The 24,171-nt window shown below is 40.3% G+C and carries 25 protein-coding genes; 24 read left to right on the forward strand and 1 reads right to left on the reverse strand.

From position 1 onward, the window contains the following. The first annotated feature begins 133 nt into the window (after positions 1-133). From M0Q46_04000 to M0Q46_04115, 24 genes are all read left to right on the forward strand, one after another. Positions 134-607 (forward strand): hypothetical protein, encoded by a 474-nt coding sequence (locus M0Q46_04000; GenBank protein ID MCK9582767.1) that lies wholly within the window; start codon positions 134-136, stop codon positions 605-607. A 141-nt stretch (positions 608-748) separates the two neighbouring features. Further along, positions 749-1,942, forward strand: a complete 1,194-nt coding sequence (locus tag M0Q46_04005; protein ID MCK9582768.1) for an IscS subfamily cysteine desulfurase — start codon at positions 749-751, stop codon at positions 1,940-1,942. Positions 1,943-1,944: 2 nt separating this feature from the next. Continuing rightward, positions 1,945-3,021 (forward strand): tRNA 2-thiouridine(34) synthase MnmA, encoded by a 1,077-nt coding sequence (gene mnmA, locus M0Q46_04010; protein ID MCK9582769.1) that lies wholly within the window; start codon positions 1,945-1,947, stop codon positions 3,019-3,021. A gap of 122 nt (positions 3,022-3,143) precedes the next feature. Further along, complete coding sequence (eno, locus tag M0Q46_04015) at positions 3,144-4,445, forward strand: phosphopyruvate hydratase (protein MCK9582770.1); 1,302 nt, start codon at positions 3,144-3,146, stop codon at positions 4,443-4,445. A gap of 5 nt (positions 4,446-4,450) precedes the next feature. Beyond that, positions 4,451-4,750 carry a septum formation initiator family protein gene (locus M0Q46_04020; protein MCK9582771.1) on the forward strand — a complete coding sequence of 100 codons (300 nt, stop codon included), beginning with the start codon at positions 4,451-4,453 and terminating at the stop codon, positions 4,748-4,750. Next, positions 4,747-6,075 (forward strand): transglycosylase SLT domain-containing protein, encoded by a 1,329-nt coding sequence (locus M0Q46_04025; GenBank protein ID MCK9582772.1) that lies wholly within the window; start codon positions 4,747-4,749, stop codon positions 6,073-6,075. The genes M0Q46_04020 and M0Q46_04025 overlap by 4 nt, the downstream gene beginning before the upstream one ends. A 285-nt stretch (positions 6,076-6,360) precedes the next feature. Continuing rightward, a complete protein-coding gene (locus M0Q46_04030; protein MCK9582773.1) occupies positions 6,361-6,609 on the forward strand; it encodes an AtpZ/AtpI family protein in 249 nt (82 codons plus the stop codon). After that, entirely contained in the window at positions 6,609-6,884 is a 276-nt protein-coding gene (locus M0Q46_04035; GenBank protein MCK9582774.1) for a hypothetical protein, read from the forward strand. Before M0Q46_04030 ends, M0Q46_04035 begins: the two co-directional genes overlap by 1 nt. A 23-nt stretch (positions 6,885-6,907) precedes the next feature. Further along, positions 6,908-7,624, forward strand: coding sequence for a F0F1 ATP synthase subunit A (atpB, locus tag M0Q46_04040; GenBank protein ID MCK9582775.1), 717 nt, complete (start codon positions 6,908-6,910; stop codon positions 7,622-7,624). A gap of 377 nt (positions 7,625-8,001) precedes the next feature. Beyond that, complete coding sequence (locus M0Q46_04045; protein ID MCK9582776.1) at positions 8,002-8,223, forward strand: hypothetical protein; 222 nt, start codon at positions 8,002-8,004, stop codon at positions 8,221-8,223. 2 nt (positions 8,224-8,225) lie between these two features. Next, positions 8,226-8,603, forward strand: coding sequence for an ATP synthase F0 subunit C (atpE, locus tag M0Q46_04050; GenBank protein ID MCK9582777.1), 378 nt, complete (start codon positions 8,226-8,228; stop codon positions 8,601-8,603). A gap of 3 nt (positions 8,604-8,606) precedes the next feature. Beyond that, positions 8,607-9,095, forward strand: coding sequence for a F0F1 ATP synthase subunit B (atpF, locus tag M0Q46_04055; protein MCK9582778.1), 489 nt, complete (start codon positions 8,607-8,609; stop codon positions 9,093-9,095). Further along, positions 9,095-9,622: an ATP synthase F1 subunit delta gene (gene atpH, locus M0Q46_04060; protein ID MCK9582779.1), complete on the forward strand. Its 528-nt coding sequence runs from the start codon at positions 9,095-9,097 to the stop codon at positions 9,620-9,622. Before atpF ends, atpH begins: the two co-directional genes overlap by 1 nt. After that, the gene (gene atpA / locus M0Q46_04065) at positions 9,619-11,136 is read left to right on the forward strand and encodes a F0F1 ATP synthase subunit alpha (GenBank protein ID MCK9582780.1); all 1,518 of its coding nucleotides are present in this window, start codon (positions 9,619-9,621) and stop codon (positions 11,134-11,136) included. The genes atpH and atpA overlap by 4 nt, the downstream gene beginning before the upstream one ends. Before the next feature lie 3 nt (positions 11,137-11,139). Next, positions 11,140-12,000: an ATP synthase F1 subunit gamma gene (gene atpG / locus M0Q46_04070; protein ID MCK9582781.1), complete on the forward strand. Its 861-nt coding sequence runs from the start codon at positions 11,140-11,142 to the stop codon at positions 11,998-12,000. Between the two features lie 44 nt (positions 12,001-12,044). Beyond that, positions 12,045-13,421 (forward strand): F0F1 ATP synthase subunit beta, encoded by a 1,377-nt coding sequence (gene atpD / locus M0Q46_04075; protein ID MCK9582782.1) that lies wholly within the window; start codon positions 12,045-12,047, stop codon positions 13,419-13,421. A 3-nt stretch (positions 13,422-13,424) separates the two neighbouring features. Next, entirely contained in the window at positions 13,425-13,688 is a 264-nt protein-coding gene (locus M0Q46_04080) for a F0F1 ATP synthase subunit epsilon (GenBank protein ID MCK9582783.1), read from the forward strand. A gap of 19 nt (positions 13,689-13,707) precedes the next feature. Next, positions 13,708-14,898, forward strand: coding sequence for a TolC family protein (locus M0Q46_04085; GenBank protein MCK9582784.1), 1,191 nt, complete (start codon positions 13,708-13,710; stop codon positions 14,896-14,898). Between the two features lie 84 nt (positions 14,899-14,982). After that, positions 14,983-15,486 (forward strand): hypothetical protein, encoded by a 504-nt coding sequence (locus tag M0Q46_04090; protein ID MCK9582785.1) that lies wholly within the window; start codon positions 14,983-14,985, stop codon positions 15,484-15,486. An 18-nt stretch (positions 15,487-15,504) separates the two neighbouring features. Then, positions 15,505-16,758, forward strand: a complete 1,254-nt coding sequence (locus M0Q46_04095; GenBank protein MCK9582786.1) for an efflux RND transporter periplasmic adaptor subunit — start codon at positions 15,505-15,507, stop codon at positions 16,756-16,758. Between the two features lie 105 nt (positions 16,759-16,863). Next, entirely contained in the window at positions 16,864-17,943 is a 1,080-nt protein-coding gene (locus M0Q46_04100) for a PDDEXK nuclease domain-containing protein (GenBank protein MCK9582787.1), read from the forward strand. Between the two features lie 201 nt (positions 17,944-18,144). Next, on the forward strand, positions 18,145-18,651 hold the full coding sequence (locus M0Q46_04105) for a hypothetical protein (protein ID MCK9582788.1): 507 nt from the start codon (positions 18,145-18,147) through the stop codon (positions 18,649-18,651). 152 nt (positions 18,652-18,803) lie between these two features. Then, the gene (locus tag M0Q46_04110) at positions 18,804-19,796 is read left to right on the forward strand and encodes an efflux RND transporter permease subunit (protein MCK9582789.1); all 993 of its coding nucleotides are present in this window, start codon (positions 18,804-18,806) and stop codon (positions 19,794-19,796) included. After that, positions 19,753-22,047 carry an efflux RND transporter permease subunit gene (locus M0Q46_04115; protein ID MCK9582790.1) on the forward strand — a complete coding sequence of 765 codons (2,295 nt, stop codon included), beginning with the start codon at positions 19,753-19,755 and terminating at the stop codon, positions 22,045-22,047. The genes M0Q46_04110 and M0Q46_04115 overlap by 44 nt, the downstream gene beginning before the upstream one ends. A gap of 367 nt (positions 22,048-22,414) precedes the next feature. Here the strand turns inward: M0Q46_04115 and argS are convergent, their stop codons facing one another. Then, on the reverse strand, positions 22,415-24,070 hold the full coding sequence (gene argS / locus M0Q46_04120; GenBank protein MCK9582791.1) for an arginine--tRNA ligase: 1,656 nt from the start codon (positions 24,068-24,070) through the stop codon (positions 22,415-22,417). Between the last annotated feature and the right edge of the window lie 101 nt (positions 24,071-24,171).

The following is a 24,171-nucleotide window of genomic DNA, read 5'->3' on the forward strand; positions in this document are numbered from 1 at the left end:
GCGACGACGAAACGGGAAAACCATAGGTTTTCCCTTGTAGAGCGGTTTGGCGAAATCATATTAGCCAAACCAAGTATGAACGAAGTGAATACTAAGTCCGCCGACAGGCGGGACGCGATATTAGGAGGGAGAAATGAAAAAGTTAAGTTTTGTTTTAACAGTAGTGTTGCTGTTTTGTGTAGTTGTAGTTTTAGAGGCAAAAAAAACACCGGCAGAAAACAATTTCGGGATTGTTGGCGCGTGTGAGGGTGTGAAATCAGATGATGCTCAGAGTATGGATAAAAGTAAATGTCCTGTTGTAGTTTCTACTGAAAATACAGTTGTAGAGTCAATGGAAGGCGGGAAAGTTGTCTCCGGCCCCGATGGTAAGAAATACATAGATCACACAGTTGGTGTTGGAACAGCGTTGGCCACATCTGGGGTAGAAGTAAAAAAAAGTAGCTGTTGTTCTTGCGAGTGCTGCAAAAATTGCAAAAAATGCACCTCCAAAGATTACAAAATGCGCTCGGTTAATCAGACTATCAAATGCGAATGTTGCGATAAGGGCAACTGCAGTACAGGTTGTTCATGCGGCTGTAATGGAAAGTGTTCTGCAAAAGATAAATAAAAGTTCGTATCTGATTTTTAAATTTAATTTTTAATCCCCGGCTTTGAAAAAATAACTTAAACCAAAAACAGCTAAGGCCGCCAATAGATATATGTGGGCTTGGTTGTTTTATGTAATGAAATTTGTAAAAATAATGCCATTATGAATAAAATTTACCTTGATCACAGCGCAACAACGCCGCTAAAATCACAAGTGCTTGAAGCAATGCTTCCGTATTTTTCCAACAGTTTTGGAAACCCATCAAGCGCACACGGTTTTGGCCAAGAAGCTTTAAATGTCCTTGCAAAAGCAAGAGCAGAAGTTGCAGGCATACTAAATGCTCAAAGAGAAGAAGAGATAATTTTTACAAGTGGTGGCACAGAGTCGGACAATATGGCGCTAAAAGGTGTTGCTTATGCCCGCAAAAATGAAGGCAGGCATATAATTACAACACAAATTGAGCATCATGCCATTTTATCTGTTTGTGAACAATTAGAGAAAGAGGGTTTTAGCATAACCTTTGTAGCGCCACAAAAAGACGGCTGCGTAAGCGCTCAAAGTGTAATAAACGCAATTCGCCCCGACACAATATTAGTAAGCGTAATGCACGCAAACAATGAAACCGGTGCGTTAGAGCCGGTAGAAGAAATTGCAAATGTGCTTGAGCAAAAAAACATTTTGCGCCAAAACAGTGCTTTGCCGCAAATATATATTCATACCGATGCGGTACAATCTGCCGGAAAGATAACGCTTGATGTGCAAAAATTAAAAGTTAATATGCTTTCGCTTTCAGCGCATAAGTTTTACGGCCCAAAAGGCATTGGCGTGCTTTATGTTAAAAGTGGCACAAAAATAATTCCTTTAATGCAAGGCGGCCATCAAGAGAGAAATATAAGGCCGGGAACAGAAAACATACCGAGTATAGTTGGCCTTAGCGCCGCGCTTAAGCTTTGTGTTCAAAATATGCAAACTGAAAGCTTAAGGTTAGCCCAGCTACGCGATCGGCTTGAAAACGGTGTATTATCAAACATAAAAAAGGCCTATGTAAATGCAAACAAATGCCCGCGTTTAGGTAATGTAACAAGTATAAGTTTTGAGGCAATAGAAGCTGAAGCGTTGCTTGTAATGTTAGATATGGCAGGCATTGCGGTTTCCACAGGTTCTGCCTGTGCTTCAGGCTCACAAGATGCATCGCATGTGTTACGCGCAATGGGTGTTGACCCGGCACTTGCAAGGGGCACAGTGCGCTTTTCGTTGGGTGCGCAAAACACGCAGGAACAAATAGAATATGTATTAAAAACGCTCCCCGAATTTGTGGCAAAATTGCGTGCAATGTCACCTATGTGGAAAAGCTAGAAATGAAAAAGGTTCTAGTGGCAATGTCTGGCGGTGTAGATTCATCTGTTGCGGCAATGCTGCTAAAAGAACAGGGCTATGAGGTAGTTGGCGCGACAATGCGCCTTTGGCACGCAAATGACGATAAAAAACGCCCTGGTGGGTGTTGCTCCATTGAAGATATATCAGATGCAAAACGCGTTTGCAATGTATTAAACATTGCTCACTATGTTTTTAACTTTGAAAGTGAGTTTAAAAAGTTTGTAGTTGATAATTTTGTAAAAGAGTACTTCTGCGCAAGAACACCAAATCCCTGTATAATCTGCAATCAAAAAATGAAGTTTGAAATTTTTCTACAACGAGCCATTGCTATGGGTTTTGATTATATAGCCACGGGGCACTATGCAAATGTTGAACACGCGCAACATTTGCGCCTAAAAAAATCTACAGACAAAACAAAAGATCAGTCGTACGCTCTATTTCGCCTTGATGAAAGGAAATTAGAAAGAATATTGTTCCCGCTCGGCGAATTATCAAAAAAAGAGGTTCGCCAAATAGCGCAAAACGCGAACTTACCGGTTGCACAAAAACCCGACAGCCAAGAAATTTGTTTTATAGATAATAACGATTATGGCACATTTCTAAAAAACTACGACCCGCTTACCAAAATAGAAAAAGGCGACATATTAGACAAAAATGGCAAAAAACTTGGTGTGCACAAAGGCCTTGCCTATTACACTGTCGGACAACGCAGCGGGCTTGGTTTATCAACGCCTGAGCCGAGGTATGTTTTATCTATAAACTCCGAAAACAATACTCTTGTTGTTGGTAAAAAAGAAGATACATATTCAAAGGTCTGCTTTGTAAAAGATGTGTCGTGGGTAAATGCAAAACCGGAAAATAATTTTATTGCTGATGTTAAAATAAGGTACCTGCACACAGCTGCGCGTGCCCAAGTAAAATCAAAAGAGAACAACTGCGCGCAAATAATCTTTTGCGAGCCGCAAATGGCAATAACACCTGGTCAGTCAGCTGTATTTTACTATGGCGAATATGTGCTTGGCGGTGGAGTTATAGTAAAAAATAACGAAAATATGTGAGCTAAAAAGTTTGCTAAAACCGTCAGTAAAATGGTATATTAAACGGACCTAAAAAATAAAAATAATAATCCAGCATTGTGCAATAGGTTTGCAAAATTCGGGATAAATTCGGAGGCAGTAAAATGGCAAAAGTTAAGCATGTAATTGGAAGAGAGATAATTGATTCTCGTGGCAACCCAACAGTTGAAGCAGATATAATGCTAGATAATGGTGTAATGGGCAGAGCGGCAGTTCCCTCTGGAGCATCAACTGGTGAAAGAGAAGCTCTTGAACTTCGCGATGGCGACAAAAAAAGGTTTTTTGGCAAAGGCGTTCTTAAAGCGGTTGAAAACATAAATAAAATTCTTGGCCCGGCAATTGTTGGAAGTGAAATAACAGACCAGAAAAAAATAGACGGCATTATGCTTGCCTCCGATGGCACTGAGTTTAAATCAAAACTTGGCGCAAACGCGATTTTGGGTGTTTCGCTTGCTTGTGCCCGCGCAGGCGCAAATGACCAAAAAATGCCGCTTTATAAATATATCCGCAATGCTTTCTCAATAAGATACGACACATATATCCTTCCAGTGCCGCTTATGAACATCATAAATGGCGGCGCTCATGCCGACAACAATGTTGACTTGCAAGAGTTTATGATTGCCCCGGTAGGCGCTCCATCTTTTAGGGAAGCACTTCGTATGGGCGCGGAAGTTTTTCATAGCTTAAAAAAAGTGCTTAGCAAAAAAAACTATGCGACAAGCGTAGGCGATGAAGGCGGTTTTGCCCCAAACCTCGGCTCAAACGAAGAAGCTCTTGAAGTAATTGCCACCGCAGTTGAGGCCGCAGGTTACAAGCTCGGTTCCGATGTACTCCTTGCATTAGATGTTGCCGCAAGCGAGCTTTATGATGGCAGCATATACACCCTTGAAGGCGAAAAAACAGGCAATAAAAAAACATCAGAGCAAATGATTGCTTTTTACCAAAACCTTGTAAGCAAGTACCCAATAATATCAATTGAAGATGGCCTTAGCGAAAAGGACTGGGACGGTTGGAAAAAGCTTACCGACTCACTTGGCAAAAAAGTTCAGCTCGTTGGCGACGATATTTTTGTAACCAACACAAAAATATTTTCTGAAGGCATAAAAAAAGGCCTCGGCAACTCTATATTAATTAAAGTAAACCAAATAGGATCATTAACAGAAACTATTGCCGCAATACAAATGGCATATAATGCAGGCTATACGGCAGTTGTTTCTCACCGCTCAGGTGAAACAGAAGATTCATTTATAGCAGACCTTGCTGTAGCGCTTAACACAGGCCAGATAAAAACCGGTTCTGCTTCTCGTACAGACAGAATTTGCAAATACAACCAGCTTCTTAGAATTGAAGAAGAGCTTGGTGCATTGGCAAAGTACCCCGGTAAAAATGCATTTAAGGTTGGTTAAACGAAATGCCACTCAAAAAAGGTACAAAAGTGTTCCTGATTGTTGGTGGCATTCTTGCTTTAGCATTTTTCTTATTTAATGCAAGAGCGATAAGAATAGTAAGTATTTATGCCGAAAGCTCGCGTTTGCGTAGTGACATAGAACGTTTAAAAACAGAAAACCAACTTTTGCGTGATGAGCTGGAAGTTGCAAGTAAGGACAGCGACTATCAGGAGTTTTTGGCTCGCAGGGACCTTGAGCTTATATCTGACGGGGAAATTCAGTATTACTTTGGCAAAGGCAAAGCAAAAGATGAGGATAAATGATAAAGTTGGCCTGGTTTATAAGTTTTGCCGTTTTGTTATTTTTTGCATCGCAGGCAAGCTGCAAACTTATAGTTGATACAAACCAAGATGGTGGCGTAGTTTGTGACGATAACGATGTACAGCGCACCATGAAAGAAGCGGAGTTACTATTTAGGCAGGCAAGCAAAAGTTTCGCCAGTGGCAACGAAGACAAGGCGCAAGAGCTGTACAACAAATCAATGGAGTCTTTTTATTCAATAGAGTTTTATCCGTCAGATTACTACGGTGCCAAAGAAGAATTTGAAAAGGTTTTCTCGAAACTTAACCAATCACTTTATACGGAAAACAAAGAAGACCTTACCTGCAAAAGATATGCTACATTTGATTCGCCTGAAAAAAATCGGCTCTTTGAAATATATCTTAAGTTATACTCACAGGGTCGCCTAAAAGAAGAAACGAAAAATGCGCTTGAGGCATCTGGCGCGTACCGTCAAATGATATTAAACATTTTAAAAGAGTACGACTTGCCAGAAGAGTTGGTTTACTTGCCAGTAGTTGAAAGTTTGTATAAAAATGATACACTTTCAAAAGCAGGGGCACTTGGTTTGTGGCAGATAATGCCCAAGCGCGCGCGGGCTCTGAATTTGCAGGTAAATATATGGATAGATGAGCGCAAAGACCCACAAAAAGCAACTCGCGCGGCCGCACAGTATCTAAAAGATCTTTATGTTATGTTTAATAATTGGAGCTTGGCTATTGCAGCTTATAATCGTGGTGAGTATGGTTTAGAGCGCGATTTAAAGTACTCAAAAACCACTAACATAAACGATGTAAGTAAACAAAAAGCTATTCCAAAAGAAACCGAACACTTTGTACCAAAGTTTATGGCTGTAACAATTCTTGCAGATTATGCCGGTCAATATGGCCTTGAAATAAATTATGACAACCCAATAAAATATGACGAAGTGACAATAAACTCAGTTGTAGATTTGAATATCGCGGCAAAATGTGCAGGAACAGACAAGGAAACCATAAAAAAGCTTAACCCGGCGTTAAAGTTGTGGTGCACGCCGCCAAACTATCCTGACTTTAAGTTAAAAATTCCGGCAGGCAAAGCCAGAGAATTTTTGGATAAAATATCAGGTATAAAAGAATTAAACCTAACAAGCGGATACATAAAGTATAAAGTAAAAAGTGACGATTTTCTAGAAAAAATAGCAATCAAGTTTTCTACATCTGTATCCTCAATAGAAGAGCTTAATGGCATAAAGCGTTCATCCTCTCTGCGTATTGGTACAGTTCTTGCCATCAAGCCCGGTAAGGCGTATTATTCAAAAGATAAGTAATGTAGAACTTCTTGCAAAAAATGGCATTTTGACAATATTTTCGAGCAAATAATATGTATTTGCTTGAAAATATTGTTTAATTTGAGTGTTTGCACTAATAAAAAATATTGCTCTTGGCGCGTTAATTAAACCTGGATTTTGCAACTTAATTTGGCATGCCCCTATGGCAGCCCGCCTTGGGCGGGAATTTGCCCGCTCATAAGAGCGAAGCGGACATAAAGCCTTACAAATTGAATAATCATTAGCAAAACATGGGTTAAAATGTAGCGCGGGAGAGGATTATTAATGAAAAAGTTTAGTGAATTAAATGATTTTGTTGCCTTTTCCTGGATTGGTATTACACTTGCGGCACTTGCGGCACTTGGATTTTTTTTAGGTTCTTGGTTAGACAGTAAGTTAAACACAGCTCCGCTTTTTATGATAGTTTTTATGCTTAGTGGTGTTGCTTTGGGTTTTTTGCGAGTATATTTTTCACTGGCTTTTAAAAACAAAATAGATTCAAAAAAAAATAATAACGATCAAAAAGAGGATTAATGTTTACCAAAGGACTTATATTCGGACTTGTAGCATCTAGTATCTATTTTTTTCTTTTGCGTTTAAGTGTCGCTAAAATATTTTCCCTCAAAGAGCAAAAGCGCAAAATGGCTTATGTTTTATTTTATGTGGCGCGATTAATTGTTTTTGCCGCTCTGATTCTTGCCTTTTTAAAATACAATTTAGGCAGCCCAATTGGTATGCTTAGCGGTGTATTTGCCGGTGGGGTAATTTTTGTATTAACTAATAAATTTTCTAAAACTAAAAATAAATAGGGCATTTTGGAGAGTTAGTTTTTATGCATGGCGTTCCAGAGGCAATTGGCTACCATATAGGCATACCCACAATAGTATTTATGAATTTTGTAGCAATAGCTATTCTCGCATTGCTTTCTTTTCTTGCTACTCGTCGTATGTCTGTTGTGCCAAGCGGAATGCAAAATGTTTTTGAAGTACTTTTTAGTTTTGTATTTGATCTGGCTGATTCTATTATTGGCGTGCAGTCAAAAAAATACTATCCGCTTTTTATTGGGCTTTTCCTTTATATACTTACATCAAATCTAATGGGTGTAATTCCCGGCATGGTATCACCCACCTCAAACATAAACACCACGCTTGCTTTAGCTTTAATAATCTTTTTTAGCACCCATTTTTTTGGCATAAGAAAAAAGGGGCTGCTTAAGTACTTAGACGGGCTTTGCCATGGTGTGCCTATTTGGTTAAAACCAATGATGTTTGTTATAGAAATAATTAGTGAGCTTGCAAGGCCCGTATCTTTATCGTTTCGTTTATTTGGCAATATGATGGCAAAAGAACTACTTTTGGCTATTCTCGCATTGTTAATAATTGTATTATTCCAATCGCATGGGATGTTGCAAAAAGCGCTTAGTGTGGTGCCGCTTGTATTGCAGCCTTTAATGTTATTATTTGGTTTATTTGTAGCTTTTATACAGGCGTTTATATTTACAGTGCTTTCCATATTTTACATTGGCGGCGCTGTTGCTGAAGATCATTAATGTGAAGCAACCATAGACCTTGCAATAGGTGTTAGGAACGAGACGAGCGAGGTCGTGGGTTTTACAACTCAAAAAGCAAGAGCGATGTTATAGACATCGGGCGAGCTTTTTGAGGAAGGAAAAGACCGTCATCGTCCGTCGAATCCAGCAATCTATTGCAAGTTCTATGGTTTAAATACTAAGTCCCGCCAAGGCGGGACGCGATAAATGTTCTTTCGAGAGTGCCGTAGGCACTCGAAGTGGTTGATGAAGTGGTCAACCATTGGTACCATAACTTAAGAAAGGGTTCAGCGAGCAGAGTGAGCGACGACGAAACGGGAAAACCATAGGTTTTCCATTGTTAGCGGTTTGGCGAAATCATATTAGCCAAACCAAGTATGAACGAAGCAACCATAGACCTTGCAATAGGTGTTAGGAGCGAGACGGGCGAGGTCGTGGGTTTTACAACTCAAAAAGCGAGAGTGATGTATGAACATCGGGCGAGCTTTTTGAGGAAGGAAAAGACCGTCATCGTCCGTCGAATCCAGCAATCTATTGCAAGTTCTATGGTTAAAAATACTAAGTCCGCCGAAGGCGAGACGCGATATTGGAGGGAGTAAGTATGAAGAAGGCATTGTTGTTGAGTTTATTTGTTGTGTCGTTAATTGTTGCCGGTGTTGGTATGTGCGTTGCAAGTGAAGAGCCGGCTAGCGCAGGTATCAGTGCCGCAAACAACTTGGGTAAGGCGATGTTTTTTACGGGTGCCCAGTTAGCCGCCGCTTTAGGGCTAGGGATTGCTGCCGCAGGTTGCGGTATAGCTCAGGGTATTGCGGTTGGTAAAGCTGTAGAGGGTGTTGCCCGTCAGCCACAAGAGTCGGGTAAAATTCAAACACTTATGCTTATTGGCCTTGCAATTATAGAGTCGCTTACAATTTACGCGCTGGTTATTGCGCTAATTTTAATTTACGCAAATCCGTTTAAAGTGTACTTCGCGGGATAATATATGGTTGATATAAACTGGCAAATACTTCTTGTACAAAGCGGAACTTTCCTTTTGGCTGTTTTTGTTTTATGGAAGTTTGCGTGGGGGCCATTAACAAAAATGATGCAAGACCGCGCCCAGCAAATAAAAAATACCATAGAGCAAGAAAAGAAAAAGCTTGATGAGGCTTCTGCCGTAAAAGCCGTTTACGCGCAAAAACTTGAAGAGTTAGAAAAACAGGCGACAGAAATACTCAGGCAAAGCGCGAAAGACGGCAAAAAAACCACAGAAGAGATAATTCGTCAGGCGCACATAGAGGCAAAGAAAATTTTAGAAAACGCCTCAAGGCAAATAAAAGATGAGCAGGAAGCGGCAATGGTTCAAATAAAGCGCGATACTGTAGAAATTTCTTTTCAAATAGCTGAAAAAGTTTTAAAAGAAAAAATTGACACAGCAATGCGTCAGAAATTTGAAGCAGAGTTTATAGGCAAGCTTGAGGGGCACAGTTAATGGATGAGGTTGCGGCATACTATATTGCCTCCGCGCTTTATCAGCAGGCGGCAAAAAAAAATGAAGTTGAACAAACGCAAAAAGAGCTTGCTGTTTTAGATGAAGTTTTTGCCTTGGAGGGCAGGTTTAACGCATATTTCTCTCACCCGTTTGTTAGCCAGGCTCAAAAGCTGGGGTTTTTGCGTAAAATAATAAGTTCTCAAATGCTTATAAAATTTTTTGGACAGTTAATAGAAAAACGGCTCTTCGGCTATTTACCGAATATATTTAAAGCATATAAAAATATCACTTGCGCAAAAGGCGGCATAAGCCGGGCAAGCGTAAAAACTGCAAATACTTTAGCTCCACAAACAATGGAAAAATTCGTTTCTGCTGTGCGTAAAGTTGCCGGTACAAAGGCAGACATAGAGTTTTTACAAGACCCAAAACTTCTTGGCGGTGTTGTGGTAAAAATAGACAACAAAGTTTATGACGGTTCAATAAAAAGGCAAATGGAACTTCTTAAAGAGAGGTTGTTACTAGAATGAAAACTGATGAAATTATTGGCTTTATCAAAAAACATTTAGACGAGCATTCCAGTTCAATGCAAATTGACGAGGTCGGCTCGGTAATTCAGGTTGGCGACGGAATTGCAAAAATTTACGGGCTTGAAAAAGCAATGGTTAGCGAACTTTTGCTTTTCCCCAGCGGTATTTACGGCTTGGTGTTAAACTTAGACCGTGAAACCGTTGGAGCCGCTATTTTAGGCGAAGATAACGTTATAAAAGAAGGCGACGAAGTTCGTCGCACTGGCAAAGTTTTCTCGGTGCCGGTGGGTGCAGGATTAATTGGCAGAGTTGTTAACCCGCTTGGTCAGGCAATAGACGGCAAAGGGGCAATAAACACAAAAGCAACTCGCCCAATTGAAGTTATTGCCTCAGGTGTTATAGACAGGCAACCGGTGCGCCAGCCATTGCAGACGGGCATAAAAGCAATTGATTCTATGATTCCAATAGGCCGCGGCCAAAGAGAGCTTATAATTGGCGACCGCCAAACCGGCAAAACGGCAATAGCGCTTGATGCCATAATAAATCAAAAAAATGAAAATGTTCTCTGTATATATGTTGCGATTGGTCAAAAACAATCCGTAGTGGCAAGAATAGTAGAAAAATTACGCGCCCACGACGCAATGCAATACACCATTGTGGTGTCAGCCACAGCCAATGACCCTGCTCCATTGCAATACATTGCTCCATACTCCGGCATTGCCATGGCTGAGGAATTTCTTTACGCCGGTAAAGATGTTTTAATTGTATACGACGATCTTTCAAAGCATGCTGTTGCTTACCGTCAAATGTCTTTGTTGCTTCGCCGTCCGCCGGGCCGCGAGGCATACCCGGGCGATGTGTTTTATCTGCATTCAAGGTTGCTTGAAAGAGCGGTTAAACTAAGCGACGAAAAAGGTGGCGGGTCAATAACGGCTTTACCAATTATTGAAACTCAGGCGGGCGACATCTCCGCTTACATACCAACAAATGTTATTTCAATTACCGACGGTCAAATATACTTGGAAGCAAACTTGTTTTATGGCGGCGTAAGGCCTGCTGTTAATGCCGGTCTTTCCGTGTCGCGTGTTGGCGGCGTTGCGCAAATAAAGGCAATGCGTCAGGTTTCAGGCCGTTTAAGAATTGACCTTGCGCAACACAGGGCGCTAAGTGCTTTTGCGCAGTTTGGTGCCGACTTAGACCAAAAAAGTAAAAACTCACTTTTGCGAGGTGAAAAACTTATTGAGATATTAAAACAAGATGAAGCCGTACCGCTTACGGTAGAAAAAGAAACAATTATTGTATATGCCGGCGTAAATGGCTTTGTTGACGATATTCCAACGGAGAAAATACGAGCTTTTGAAACAAAACTTTTTGCTGCTTACGACAAAAAATTATCACACCTAACATCTGTGCTAAAAGCAGAAGGTGTAAGTGAAAAAGCAGCAACCGAGCTAAATGCTCTTATAGGTGAGTGCAAGCAAGAGTTTCTATCAAACGCAAACGGGAAAATTTAATAAATGTCTAACCTGCGCGAGCTACGAAGAAGAATAAAAAGCGTAAAAAGCATAAAGCACATAACAAGCGCTATGCAAAAAATTTCCGCAAGCCGTCTTATGCGCGCAAAAAAACGCTTTTTAAATGCAAAGCCATACGCCGGAGTTATTTTAGAAATGCTCTCATCGGTAATGGCTGAATGCGGTGATGTTTCCGTCCATTCGTTGCTTGAAACAAACACGGGCAATCAATATTTACTTTTTGTAATATCCGCTGATAAGGGGCTATGTGGTGCTTTTAACTCTTCACTTTTGCGAAAAGTAGATAATTTTTTAAAAGAAAAAAATACGCAAGGTGGTGAGGTTTCGCTGGTATGCTTTGGTAAAAAGGCAGTGGACCATTTTAAGAGAAATAAGCAAAAACTTTTACTTGAATATCAAAACACTCCAGTGTTTCCAAAGTTTCCGTATATTTCAACAATCGCCGATGAGTTAATTGAACGCTACACAAAAAAAGAGTTTGCAGGCGTATATGTGGCATATAACAAATTTATATCCTCATACAAGCAAGTGTCTGCAATAACCAAACTCTTACCATTAGATGTGCCAAAGGCAAGCCTACAAGCGTCAAACTATATTTATGAGCCGTCGGCGCAGGTGCTTTTTGGCGAATTGCTAAGCGCGCGCGTTAGAGCTTTTATTTGGAGCGTTATATTAGAGTCGTCAATAGGTGAGCATTCCGCAAGAATGATAATGATGGAACAGGCATCGGTAAATGCCAGCCGTATGATAGATACACTTGTGCTTGATTCAAATAAACTGCGTCAATCAATAATTACAAAAGAACTTACAGAAATAGTTGGAACTTCAGAGGCGTTAAAATAAATTTAATATAGTACGCGCTTTTGCGTACTAAAAAAGGTAAAAAAATGGCAACAGGAAAAGTAGTTCAAATTATCGGCCCGGTAGTAGATGTTGAATTTAAAATGGCGGAGATACCTCAACTTTATAACGAGCTTAAGGTTGCCGGAATTACCCTTGAGGTTATGGCACATATTGGCGAGGGTGTTGTGCGCGCCATAGCGCTTGGCCCAACAGAAGGCCTTTCAAGAAATCTTGAGGTAGAAGATACCGGCGGCCCAATAAAAGTAAAAGTTGGTAAAGAAACCCTTGGCCGTTTAATGAATGTTTTAGGCGAACCAATGGATAATGGCGGCCCAATAAAATCTAAAAAATATTCCCCTATTCATAAACCATCGCCTGGTTTTGTGGCTCAAGAAGTTGAAACAAAAATATTTGAAACAGGCATAAAAGCTATTGACTTGCTTGCGCCGTTTCCAAAAGGCGGTAAGGTTGGTTTATTTGGCGGTGCCGGCGTCGGTAAAACAGTCGTTGTTATGGAACTTATAAGAAACATCGCAACACAACACGGCGGTATTTCGGTGTTTGGCGGTATTGGTGAGCGCACGCGTGAAGGCAACGATTTATATCTTGAAATGAAGCAATCCGGAGTGTTAGATAAAACAGTGCTTGTTTATGGCCAAATGAACGAGCCGCCCGGGTCGCGCCTGCGTGTAGGTTTTACCGCAATAACAATGGCCGAGTATTTTAGAGATGAAGAAAAGCAGGATGTGTTGCTTTTTATAGACAATGTTTTTAGGTATGTGCTTGCCGGTGCCGAGGTGTCAACGCTATTAGGCAGAATGCCATCGGCGGTAGGTTACCAGCCGACACTTTCCACAGATATGGGTGCCCTTGAAGAGAGAATAACCTCAACGCACTCAGGTTCAATAACTTCGGTGCAGGCAGTTTATGTGCCGGCGGATGACCTTACAGACCCCGGTGTTGCAACCGTGTTTAGCCATTTAGATGCCTCAGTAGTTCTTTCAAGGCAGATATCTGAGCTTGGTATATATCCAGCGGTTGACCCCCTTGAGTCAACCTCAACAATTCTTCAGCCGTCTATTGTTGGCGAAGATCACTACGCTGTTGCCCGTGGCGTGCAAAAAGTACTGCAACGTTATCGCGAATTGCAAGACATAATAGCCATTTTGGGCGTTGAAGAGCTTTCCGACGAAGATAAGCTAATAGTATCGCGTGCGAGAAAAATTCAACGCTTCCTTTCGCAGCCGTTTTTTGTTGCCGAGGGTTACACAGGTAGAAAAGGTAAATATGTGCCATTAAAAGAAACTATCCGCGGTTTTAAAGAAATATTAAACGGCAAGTATGACGAAGCATCAGAACAATCATTTTTTATGTGCGGCCCAATTGAAGATGTAATTGAAAACGAAGAAGAGGAAGATTAAAGCGTGAAGCAATTTAGTATAAACATAACCACCCCGGAAGAAACGATTTTTTCTGGTGAACTTGAGTCGGTGGTTTTACCGGTTCTTGATGGGCAAATGGAAGTGCTTGCTAATCATGCGCCGTGTATAGCTGTTTTTGCGCGTGGTGTAGTAAAAATTAAAGATAGGTTGTTGACAATAGGCAGGGGCTATGCCAAAATAGAAAAAAACACAGTACAACTTTTCCCTGAGGATGCCTTCTGGGATCGCCGCAAAACCCCAAGATAAAACTCAAAAGAGAAATAAAATGAAAAAAACTCTTTTTACCATGTCATTATTGTTTCTTCTTTCCTTCCCACTCCACGCCGATGAAAATGTGTCGCTTCAAGCCCTTATTAATACCGCAAGACAAAATAACCCTGAAATAAAATCAGCTGAAAAAACATACCAATCGGCAGATTATGGCATAACCTCAATGTCGGCATGGAGCAATCCATTGGTTGGTTATGAATTTATGAAAGACGATAACAGATTATATATTTCGCAAATGTTCTCTTTTCCCTGCAAACTTTCATATAAAAAAACCTCCGCTTCTAATATGGCAAAAGCTTTAAACCAACAGCTCAAGCAGAAAATTTTGGAATTAGATACAAAAATTAAAAAAACTTTTTGGGGTTATTGGCTCGCCTATATGAACATAGATAAATATAACGAGAATATAGTTCTTATGAAAGAATCTCTTGAAATGGCTAAATCAAGATATATCGTAGGCAAAGTTACGGAAGCAGATGTTTTATCAGCAACTGCGGAACTTGGCAGGATGCAGGGGATGCTTGTTATTGCACAATACGAAATGGATGCAATGTGTGCCCAGCTTAACGCGCTTATGAACAAAAGCCCTGATGAATCTTTGGGAACACCTGAAAAATTTGAGATAAGCGATTTTAATATTGATTACGCTCAGCTTGAGAAAAAAACTTTAAATGATAATTTTGGGTTGGCAGAAAAGAAATATATGTATCAGGGTAGTTTAGCGGACTCAAAGTTTTCAACGATGGAATGGTTCCCTGACCTAATGGCGGAGGCAAGAATAAGTGATATGCCTGAGAAAACCACATATATGGCGGCAGCGCAGGTGCCGCTTTATTTCTGGAACAGGGTGTCGGAAGTAAGGTCTAAAAATTCGCAGGCAGAAGCTGTAAGGCAAACCCTTGAATCGGAAAAGAATTCCGTACGCTTAGCGCTTAAAGATATGTATCTTCAATATAATAGGAACATGGAACTGATAAAAATATACGAGTCCGATATTCTGCCTTCTGCCAATCAGGCGGTTCAAATAGCACAATCAGCTTATCGCACTGGCAAAGTTGATTTTCAGTATCTGCTTGACCTTCAGAAAAAGAATCTTGATTTTGAAATAGAATACAATAAGTTAACCGCCGAAAGCAGGATGTATTACGCCGAGCTTGAAATGATAGCTGGAGGAGACATAAAATGACCCACCTACGCTAATCGTGTCATCAATAATCGCGGCTATTCGCCGCATTGATGCCACAGTTTTGGTGGATCACTTGAAGTTTGCATGCATGCAGTAATTGTTAGAGTAATCAAAGTATTGCAAGGTTTTCAAATAAAATATGAGAGGTATTTTCAAGTGAAACAATTTATTTTAGTGGTATCTTTATTATTTTTAGGGGCAATTATTGTTATTGCCAGTACAAAAACAGGGGAATACAAATTACGCTTTGCAAAAAGTTCCGAAATAGGCACGCAGGCAATATGCCCTGTAACGAAAAATGTATTTGATGTAAACAAAGGAACTAAGGTAATGGAGTACAAAGGCAAAACATATTTTCTATGCTGTCCAGATTGTGTGGTTTCTTTCCAAAAAAAACTTGGAATCACCATGAATAAAAAAGGTCAAGATATTAAGAGCGTGGAAACAATGAAAGATATTAAAACAGCTTCCTCGGATGAAAAAGTAATAATATACTGGACTTGCCCAATGCACCCGCAAGTAAAAGAGAAGAATTCTGGTCAGTGCCCAATCTGTGGCATGGATCTTGAGCCGGTTTATAAAAAGTAAGGTTACGGGGGATATTAAATGAAGAAATTTGTTTTAACTGTATCATTATTATTATCGGTGGTAATTATTTTTACTTCTTGCGCAAAAACCGGAGAATACAAATTACGCCCTGCCAAAACCTCAGAAATAGGTATGCAGGCAATATGTCCTGTAACGAGCAATGTATTTAATGTAAGCAAAGAAACGAAGGCGGTGGATTATAAAGGAAAAACATATTTTCTATGTTGCCCAGATTGTTCAGCTGATTTTCAAAAGAAGCTTGGGATAGTTATGAGTAATGACAGCAAAAAAATGAGTGGTATGAAGGGAATGGATGCAGCTAAAGATACGCAACCCGCTCCATCAAATGAAAAAGTAATAATGTATTGGACATGCCCAATGCACCCACAAATAAAAGAGAAGAATTCTGGTCAGTGCCCAATCTGTGGCATGGACCTTGTTCCAGTTTATAAAAAAGAAGGTAACAGAATTGGTGTTGATATAGAGAAAGGAAAACTTCTTGGTCTAAAGAGCGAGGCTGCACGCGTAATGGAAGTAAGCAAAAAGTTACGCTTACCTGCGTCAGTGGCTTTTGATAATGATCTTTTTATTGCGCAGCAGGAATATATTTTGAGCTACAAAAATTTTAATGCTCAATCAAAAGGTCAAAGCGACATATTAGATGCTGCAAAATTTCATCTTACACTTCTTGGATATACAGATAACGATATAAAAGAACTTGAAAAACAAACTCAGCCCGATAAAACACTTCTTTACCCGGGCGATAAGGTGTGGATGTTTGCAGACATTTATTCGGGCGATTTACAAATCATTAAACCTGGTAAAAATGTTATTGCTGTAACAGATACATACCCATCTGTAAAATTTTACGGCAAAGTAATATTTGTTGAACCTGCCATAAACTCCGAAACGCACTCTGCGAAGGCAAGAATAGTTGTTGATGATAAAAAAAATCTTCTTAAACTTGGAATGTATGCAAACATTGATGTAGAAATATCAGGTGGTCAGTTGCTTGCTGTTCCAAAAACAGCGCTAATAAATACTGGCATGAGAAATATTGTGTACATAGATTATGGTAATGGTGAATATGAACCAATTGATGTAAAAACTGGGTTTGTTGGTGACGAATATATAGAAATAAAAAGTGGGCTTAAAGCCGGTAACCTTGTTGTTACAAATGGCAATTTTATGTTAGATTCCGAAAGCCAACTGCGTAGTTCTTCCGGACAAGATAGCGGAATGCAGGGAATGGATATGGGGAACAAAAAGTAGTGAAAAATATTATATATTACAGATTTACAATTCGCTTGTGTTTGCCGATGTATTTCAAAACAGGTAAAAAAATCAACAACTCAAAAATGTAGAAGGTGATATTTAGTGAAAATTAAAAAATCCGAAACAGTAGAACTCGAAAAATCAGTAAAACCTGTCGAAATACTTCCGCGAGGCACAGAGTATGAAAAATTTCTGCAGGAAATAAAGTCACGGGTCATTACATCTCGTACCCATGCTGCCCGTTTAATAAACAAAGACCTTATTTCAATGTACTGGTTTGTAGGAAAACAAATTCATGACAAGCAGAAGCTTTATGGTTGGGGCAACAGCGTTGTTGAAATGCTTTCGCGTGATTTACAGAGAGAATTTCCAGGGATGAATGGTTTTTCTGAACGGAATGTCTGGAATATGCGCAGATTTTATATAGAGTACAAGCACACCTCAATTCTGCAACAGCTTGTTGCAGAAATTCCCTGGGGACAAAATTTATTAATTTTGGAGAAAATATCTGATGTCAAAGAAAGAAAGTATTATATAAAATCATGCAGAGAATTTGGCTGGTCAAGAAATGTGCTTCTTAACCAGATAAAAGCCGGCGCATATCAATTAAGCTTAAGAGAGAAAAGCCATAACTATGTAAAAGTATTGCCTGCTCATCTTGCCGAACAAGCAGAAGAATCTCTGAAAAGTGTTTACAACCTTGATTTTCTGGGCATTACAAAACCCATTCTTGAAAGGGAACTGGAAAGAAGGCTTGTTGAAAAGATAAAGCAATTCATTCTTGAGCTCGGCACAGGTTTTTCGTTTATGGGTAATCAGTACGGCCTTAAACTTGACGGTGAGGAATATTTTATTGATTTGCTGTTTTTCAATCGCAAGCTCAAGTGTCTGGTTGCAGTTGAACTGAAAACTGGAAAATTCCAGCCTGAATATGCCGGAAAAATGGATTTTTATTTGCATCTGCTTAATGAACAGACACGACTCAATGGCGAAAACCCATCAATAGGCATCATCCTGTGCGCTCAAAAAAAGAATATAACGGTAGAATATTCGCTCAGAAGCGCAAAAAATCCTGTAGGAGTAGCCGAGTATCAATTGACTAATAAACTACCAGCTGAACTCAGAAAAGTATTGCCTTCTGAGAAAGAATTACAGGACAACATGATAGAAGAAATAAAATAAATGGATAGGATAGCGGAATTAGCGTACAGGAAAGTCAAAAAAGTTGTCCTCCCCGAGGTTTAACGACCTCCCTTTGAATCTTATTCGAAGTGCCCTTTAGGGCATCGGGGATCCAATTGTGCGCCTGAAATCGACAATAGATACAAATTGTCATTTTAGTTCCTTCCCATAAGTGCTTAAGGCAAAATAAGGAGGATTTTGATGCGTAGAATGATTGTGATTCTTTTCGGAGTAATGCTTCTTACGGGATGTGCCACATTATATTCGCCACCGCAATGGAATCCAATCCAAGATACAACCGAGGCAGAATATGAGCCCTATCTGATTAATGGCACAGGAACAATTACTGGCCAAGCATTTCTTGTTCAGAATGGTGGTGGTGTGGTTAAAGCCGCTGGGCGCACAGTCACGTTAGACCCGGCCACTACGGTAGGCAATGAATGGTGGGGCAAGGCAGGAAAAGTATATGTTCAGAGATTACAAACTCCACCTTCCCCGAATTTCCTTAAAGCGCGGAGATCAACTGTCGCTGACGCTGACGGCAGATTTAAATTTACAGATCTCCCGACAGGGAAATATTATATTTGTACTAAAATTACTTGGACGGTTGGAAACTATTATCCTACAGAAGGTGGGGTGATAGGAAAATTAATCGAAGTGAAAAGCAAACAATTGACCGAAGTAATTTTAAATCAGTTTCCGGAGTAAAATAAGCAGAAATACCATACTTTATATATTGGTATATAACCATCGACGGACATTGCATCATATTCTATATTTTGTCTAAACGAAGCATTTACTCGGGCATTGCAAACAATATGGATTCCCTCGCCACGGCGCGGGAATGACACAGGCAACTTATGATTGAAAAAATTATTGATTGGTCGGCAAAAAATAAAGTATTTGTATTTCTCGGCGTAATAGCAATGATCGCCTGGTCAGTATGGGCTATCAAAAACATTCCGTTAGACGCAATACCTGACCTTACCGACACGCAAGTCATCGTTTATACAAAGTGGGACCGCCCTCCTCAGGTTATAGAAGACCAGGTTACTTATCCGGTAATTTCAGCACTTCTCGGTGCCCCTAAAGTAAAAGATGTTCGCGCTTTCTCAGATTACGGCTTCTCATACATTTATGTAATATTTGAAGATGGCACAGATGTTTACTGGGCTCGTTCGCGTGTTATGGAATACCTTTCAAAGGTTAATCAGCAGTTGCCACAAGACGCAAAAGTTGAGCTTGGGCCAGATGCCACGGGAGTTGGCTGGATATACGAATATGCCCTTAAAGATGAGTCCGGAACACATTCACTTGATGAGTTGCGAACATTTCAGGACTGGCATTTAAAATACGAACTTCAGTCGGTAAAAGGTGTTGCCGAAGTTGCCTCTATCGGCGGTTATGTGAAACAGTACCAAATTGTTGTAGACCCGCTCGCACTCCAGCAGTACAACATACCGCTTTCCGCTGTGGTCAATGCAGTTAGGAGTTCAAACCAGGAAACGGGCGCCAGAGTAATTGAGTTTTCCGGCACGGAATATATGCTCACGGTTAAGGGTTATATAACTAAAAAGGAAGATATAGAGCAGGCCGTGCTTAAAATAAGCAATGGCGTGCCAATAAAAATTAGTAATGTTGCCAAAGTTGAGTTAGGCCCCGACATAAGAAGAGGCGTATCCGAAATGAACGGCGATGGCGAGGTTGTCGGCGGCATTGTTGTAATGCGATACAGCGAGAACGCGTTAAACACAATAAATAGCGTTAAGGAAAAACTCTCACATATACAATTGCCCAGCGGTGTAAAAGTTGTTTCCGTACGACCGTTCCGAATTAATAAACAGGGCAGTTAATACGCTCAGAAAAAAACTCATTGAAGAAATGCTTGTAGTATCGTTAATCATCCTAATATTCCTGCTGCATTTCCCGTCGGCTGTAATTCCAATTGTAACGCTTCCAATAGCGGTTCTTTTTGCATTCATACCGATGTATTATATGAAACTAACATCAAATGTAATGTCGCTTGGCGGTATAGCCATAGCAATTGGTGCTATGGTAGACGCTTCAATAGTTGTTGTGGAAAACGCCCACAAAGCACTTGCAAAATGGCAGGACGAAGGAAAAAATGGCGATTACCACACAGTACTTCTTAACGCAATAAAACAAGTAGCCAGGCCTTCATTCTTCGCACTTATAGTTATTGCGGTCGCGTTTATTCCAATTTTTTCGCTTACCGGTATAGAAGGCCGCTTGTTCAAACCGTTGGCGTTCACAAAAAATTTCGCAATGCTTTTCGCGGCAATGCTTGCCATAACTTTAGACCCGGCTATCAGAATGTTGTTCACACGCCTTGAGAATTACAATTTTAAACCTAAATGGTTATCGTCGGTGGTAAACACTCTGCTTGTAGGTAAAATTCATTCCGAGAAAAAACACCCAATTTCAAGTTTCCTCTTCAAAATATACGGCCCAGTTGTAGATGCCGTATTAAAGCATCCGTACAAAATCATTATTGGCGCCTTGCTCGCTTTTTTACTTACTATACCGGCATTTTTTATGCTCGGCAAAGAGTTCATACCGCCGCTTAATGAGGGCTCAATACTTTATATGCCAACCACATTACCGGGTATATCCATAGCACAGGCGCAGGAACTGCTTAGCACTCAGGACAAATTGTTAAAGTCATTCCCGGAAGTATTAACCGTATTTGGGAAAGCCGGCAGGGCCGAAACATCTACCGACCCAGCTCCACTTTCTATGATGGAAACAACCGTAGTGCTTAAACCCCAAAACGAATGGCGTCACAAAGATAGATGGTACAGCTTTTTGCCGAATTTTTCGGAAGGTCCATTTCGTATCATCTGGCCTGACAAAATAAGTTGGGATGAACTAATCTCAGAAATGGACGCTAAACTAAAGTTACCCGGTGTGGTTAACGCATGGACAATGCCAATAAAAGGCAGAATAGATATGCTTACCACGGGCTTTAGAACGCCGGTAGGCATAAAAATTTATGGTGATGACCTTGCTACAATTGAAAAAATAGGGAAAGATATAGAGTCGCATCTGTCTATGGTGAAAGGAACTAGGAGTGCTTTTGCCGAACGCACTGCCGGTGGTTACTTTATCAACTTCAATTTAAACAGGGAAGCAATCGCGAGATATGGATTATCCGTTGAAGATGTAAGCACCAGTATAATGACAGCGATAGGCGGCGAGAATGTAACGCAGACGGTAGAAGGCAGAGAAAGGTTTCCTGTAAATGTCCGTTACCCAAGGGAACTAAGAAACGATATAGAAAAAATAAAAAGAATGTATATTGCCACACCGTCGGGGGAGCAGATACCGCTTTATCAAGTTGCGGAAATTAAAACCGAAACAGGCCCTGGCATGATAAGAGACGAAAACGGCCGTCTAACCGGATATGTTTATGTTGATGTTACAGGCAGGGATTTGGGGAGTTATGTAAATGATGCAAAGGCAATGATATATAAAGAAATAACACTGCCACCGGGTTATTCCATACAATTCAGTGGTCAGTTTGAGTTTATGGAAAGGGTAAAAGCCCGCATGAAAGTGGTGCTCCCATTAACGCTGTTTATAATATTTATACTTATTTACATCAGCACAAAATCGTATGTTAAAACTTCCATAATATTTCTTGCAGTCCCATTCTCACTAATAGGCGCGGTGTGGATACTTGTGTTGCTTGGTTACAACCTTTCAATAGGCGTGTGGTCGGGTATTATTGCACTTCTTGGTGTTGATGCTGAAACAGGTATATTTATGCTGCTTTATCTTGACCTCGCGCATGACGATGCTAAAAAGAGGGGATTATTAAAAACTATCAACGACCTCAAAGTTGCAATTCACAATGGCGCAGTAAGAAGGATAAGGCCAAAAATGATGACCGCGGCGGTATTATTTATAGGTCTTTTGCCGATAATGTGGGCGCAATCTTATGAAATTGGAGCCGATGTAATGAAAAGAATTGCAGCCCCTATGGTTGGCGGTATATTTACATCCTTTTTACTGGAACTATTGGTTTACCCTGCCGTGTATTTCATCTGGAAGAAAAAAGAAATAGAGAAAATAGATAAATAAAAAATATCGTACAGTGTTTGATAATTTTAACTTAGTTATTCCACCAAGAAATCTGGGTGGAAGTTTATTTGTAAAAAAGCGTTCAGGTATAAATGCCGAAACGTTTTTTTATATTTTATGTACTGTGTCATTGCGGGAGCAGTAGCAACGAAGCAATCTTGAGTCATTGCGAGCGAAGCGCGGCAATCTAATAGTTAAAGCGAGGTTGCTTCACCCCTGATGGGTTTCCGCCTTTGGCGAGATCTAGCCCCTTGGGCTGACGCAATGACAGTAAAAACCAAGATCCCTCACTGCGTTTCCCGCCCTCACCTCAGTCCTCTCCCATTCAAGGGAGAGGAGAAAACGCATATTCAATATTGAACCGAAGTTACATCTTATCCGGGGTGGAAACTCCCAAAAGCCACATAGTATTTCTAACAATAGTCATAACCGCTTCAACAAGTGCCAACCGTGCTTTTGAAACTTTCTCGTCTTCACAAAGAACTTTGCAGTTTTCGTAAAAGCGGTGAAAATTATCGGCAGTTTCCATAAGGTAAGTTGTTAAAAAATGGGGCGATAAGTTTTTAATACAGTTATCAACCACATCAGGAAGCAACGCAAGTTGTTTAATAAGTGCTAACTCGTCTTTTTGGGTAAGTACAGATAGGTCAATGTCTGAATTTGTATCATTATTGGGCAAATTGTTCTTCTTTGCTTGAGCTAAAATAGACGCGCACCGTGCATAAACATACTGAATATAAAATACAGGGTTCTCGCTGGATTGTTTCTTTGCAAGTTCCAAGTCAAAGTCCAATTGTGAGCCAGGTGCCCTAAGCAAGAAAAAGAAACGGCATGCGTCTTTACCAACCTCGTCAATAACTTCTTGAAGCGCAATAAACTCACCTGAACGGGTAGACATCACAACCGGCTTGCCATTACGCATAAGTGAAACAAGTTGGTAAAGAATAATTGTAAGTGCCTCGGGGTTTGAGCCCAACGCCTCAATAGACGCCTTTAATCGGGCAACATAGCCGTGGTGGTCTGCACCCCAAAGGTTAATAAGTTTTGTATATCCGCGTTCAAGCTTATTTTTATGGTAAGCAATGTCCGATGCAATGTATGTGTAGCGGCCGTCGTCGCGTTTTAAAACGCGATCTTTGTCGTCGCCAAATTTTTCCGATGCAAACCAAAGCGCACCATCTTTTTCGTATGCCATCTCTTTTCTTTGCAAATACTCACATGCCTTATCAACCTCAGTTTTGCCTTCGCTATCAGTAATTGAGGCAAGTGTCTTTTCAGAAAACCAAGTATCAAACTCCACATCAAAAGCCGAAAGGTCGCTTTTAATCATCTGCATTATTTCTTTTATGGCAACTTGCGTAAAATTTATGTTTTGCGTGTTTTCATCAAAAAGTTTTTTTGCAATATCGTTAATGTATTGGCCGTGGTAGCCATCTTCGGGGAACTCTGTTTTCTCGCCCTTTAGCTCAAGGTAGCGTGCCTGCACCGATTTACCCAAGTTTTCCATCTGGTTACCAGCATCGTTAATATAATACTCTTTTGTTACATTATACCCAGCGTGTGAAAATATTCTTGCTAATGAATCGCCAATAGCAGCGCCACGCCCATGCCCAATGTGTAATGGCCCGGTTGGGTTTGCAGAAACGAACTCAATAAGCACACTTTCGTTATGGCCAGAACTGCTTTTGCCAAACATGCCTTTCTCGTCTAAAATATCTTTTAGGCAGGAGTGTGTAAACTCATCTGAAAGGTAAACATTAATAAACCCGGCACCAGCAACTTCAACTTTAGAGGCGATGCCTTTTAACGCTTCTTGAATTTGCGGGCACAGCTCTTGTGCTAATTGGTGGGGGTTAGTTTTAAGTTTTTTGGCAAGTAACATAGCCGCATTAATGGCAAAATCGCTTGGTATGTTTTTAGGGGTTTGCTCAACGGCAAAATCAAAAGTATTATCAATAGAGTTTTTTTCAATAAACTCTTTTAATGCATCTGCTACCTTAATTTTAATAAGTTTTTTAAACATAGTGAGTGAATTTTACCATAAACCCCCATTTCCGTCAAATAAGGGTAGTAAAGAAAGTTACACTTTACTTATTGCAGGTAAAGCTATAAAATACGAATAGT

Source organism: Endomicrobiales bacterium (genome assembly GCA_023228045.1).
In the GTDB taxonomy this organism is placed as follows: Bacteria; Elusimicrobiota; Endomicrobiia; order Endomicrobiales; family JALOBY01; genus JALOBY01.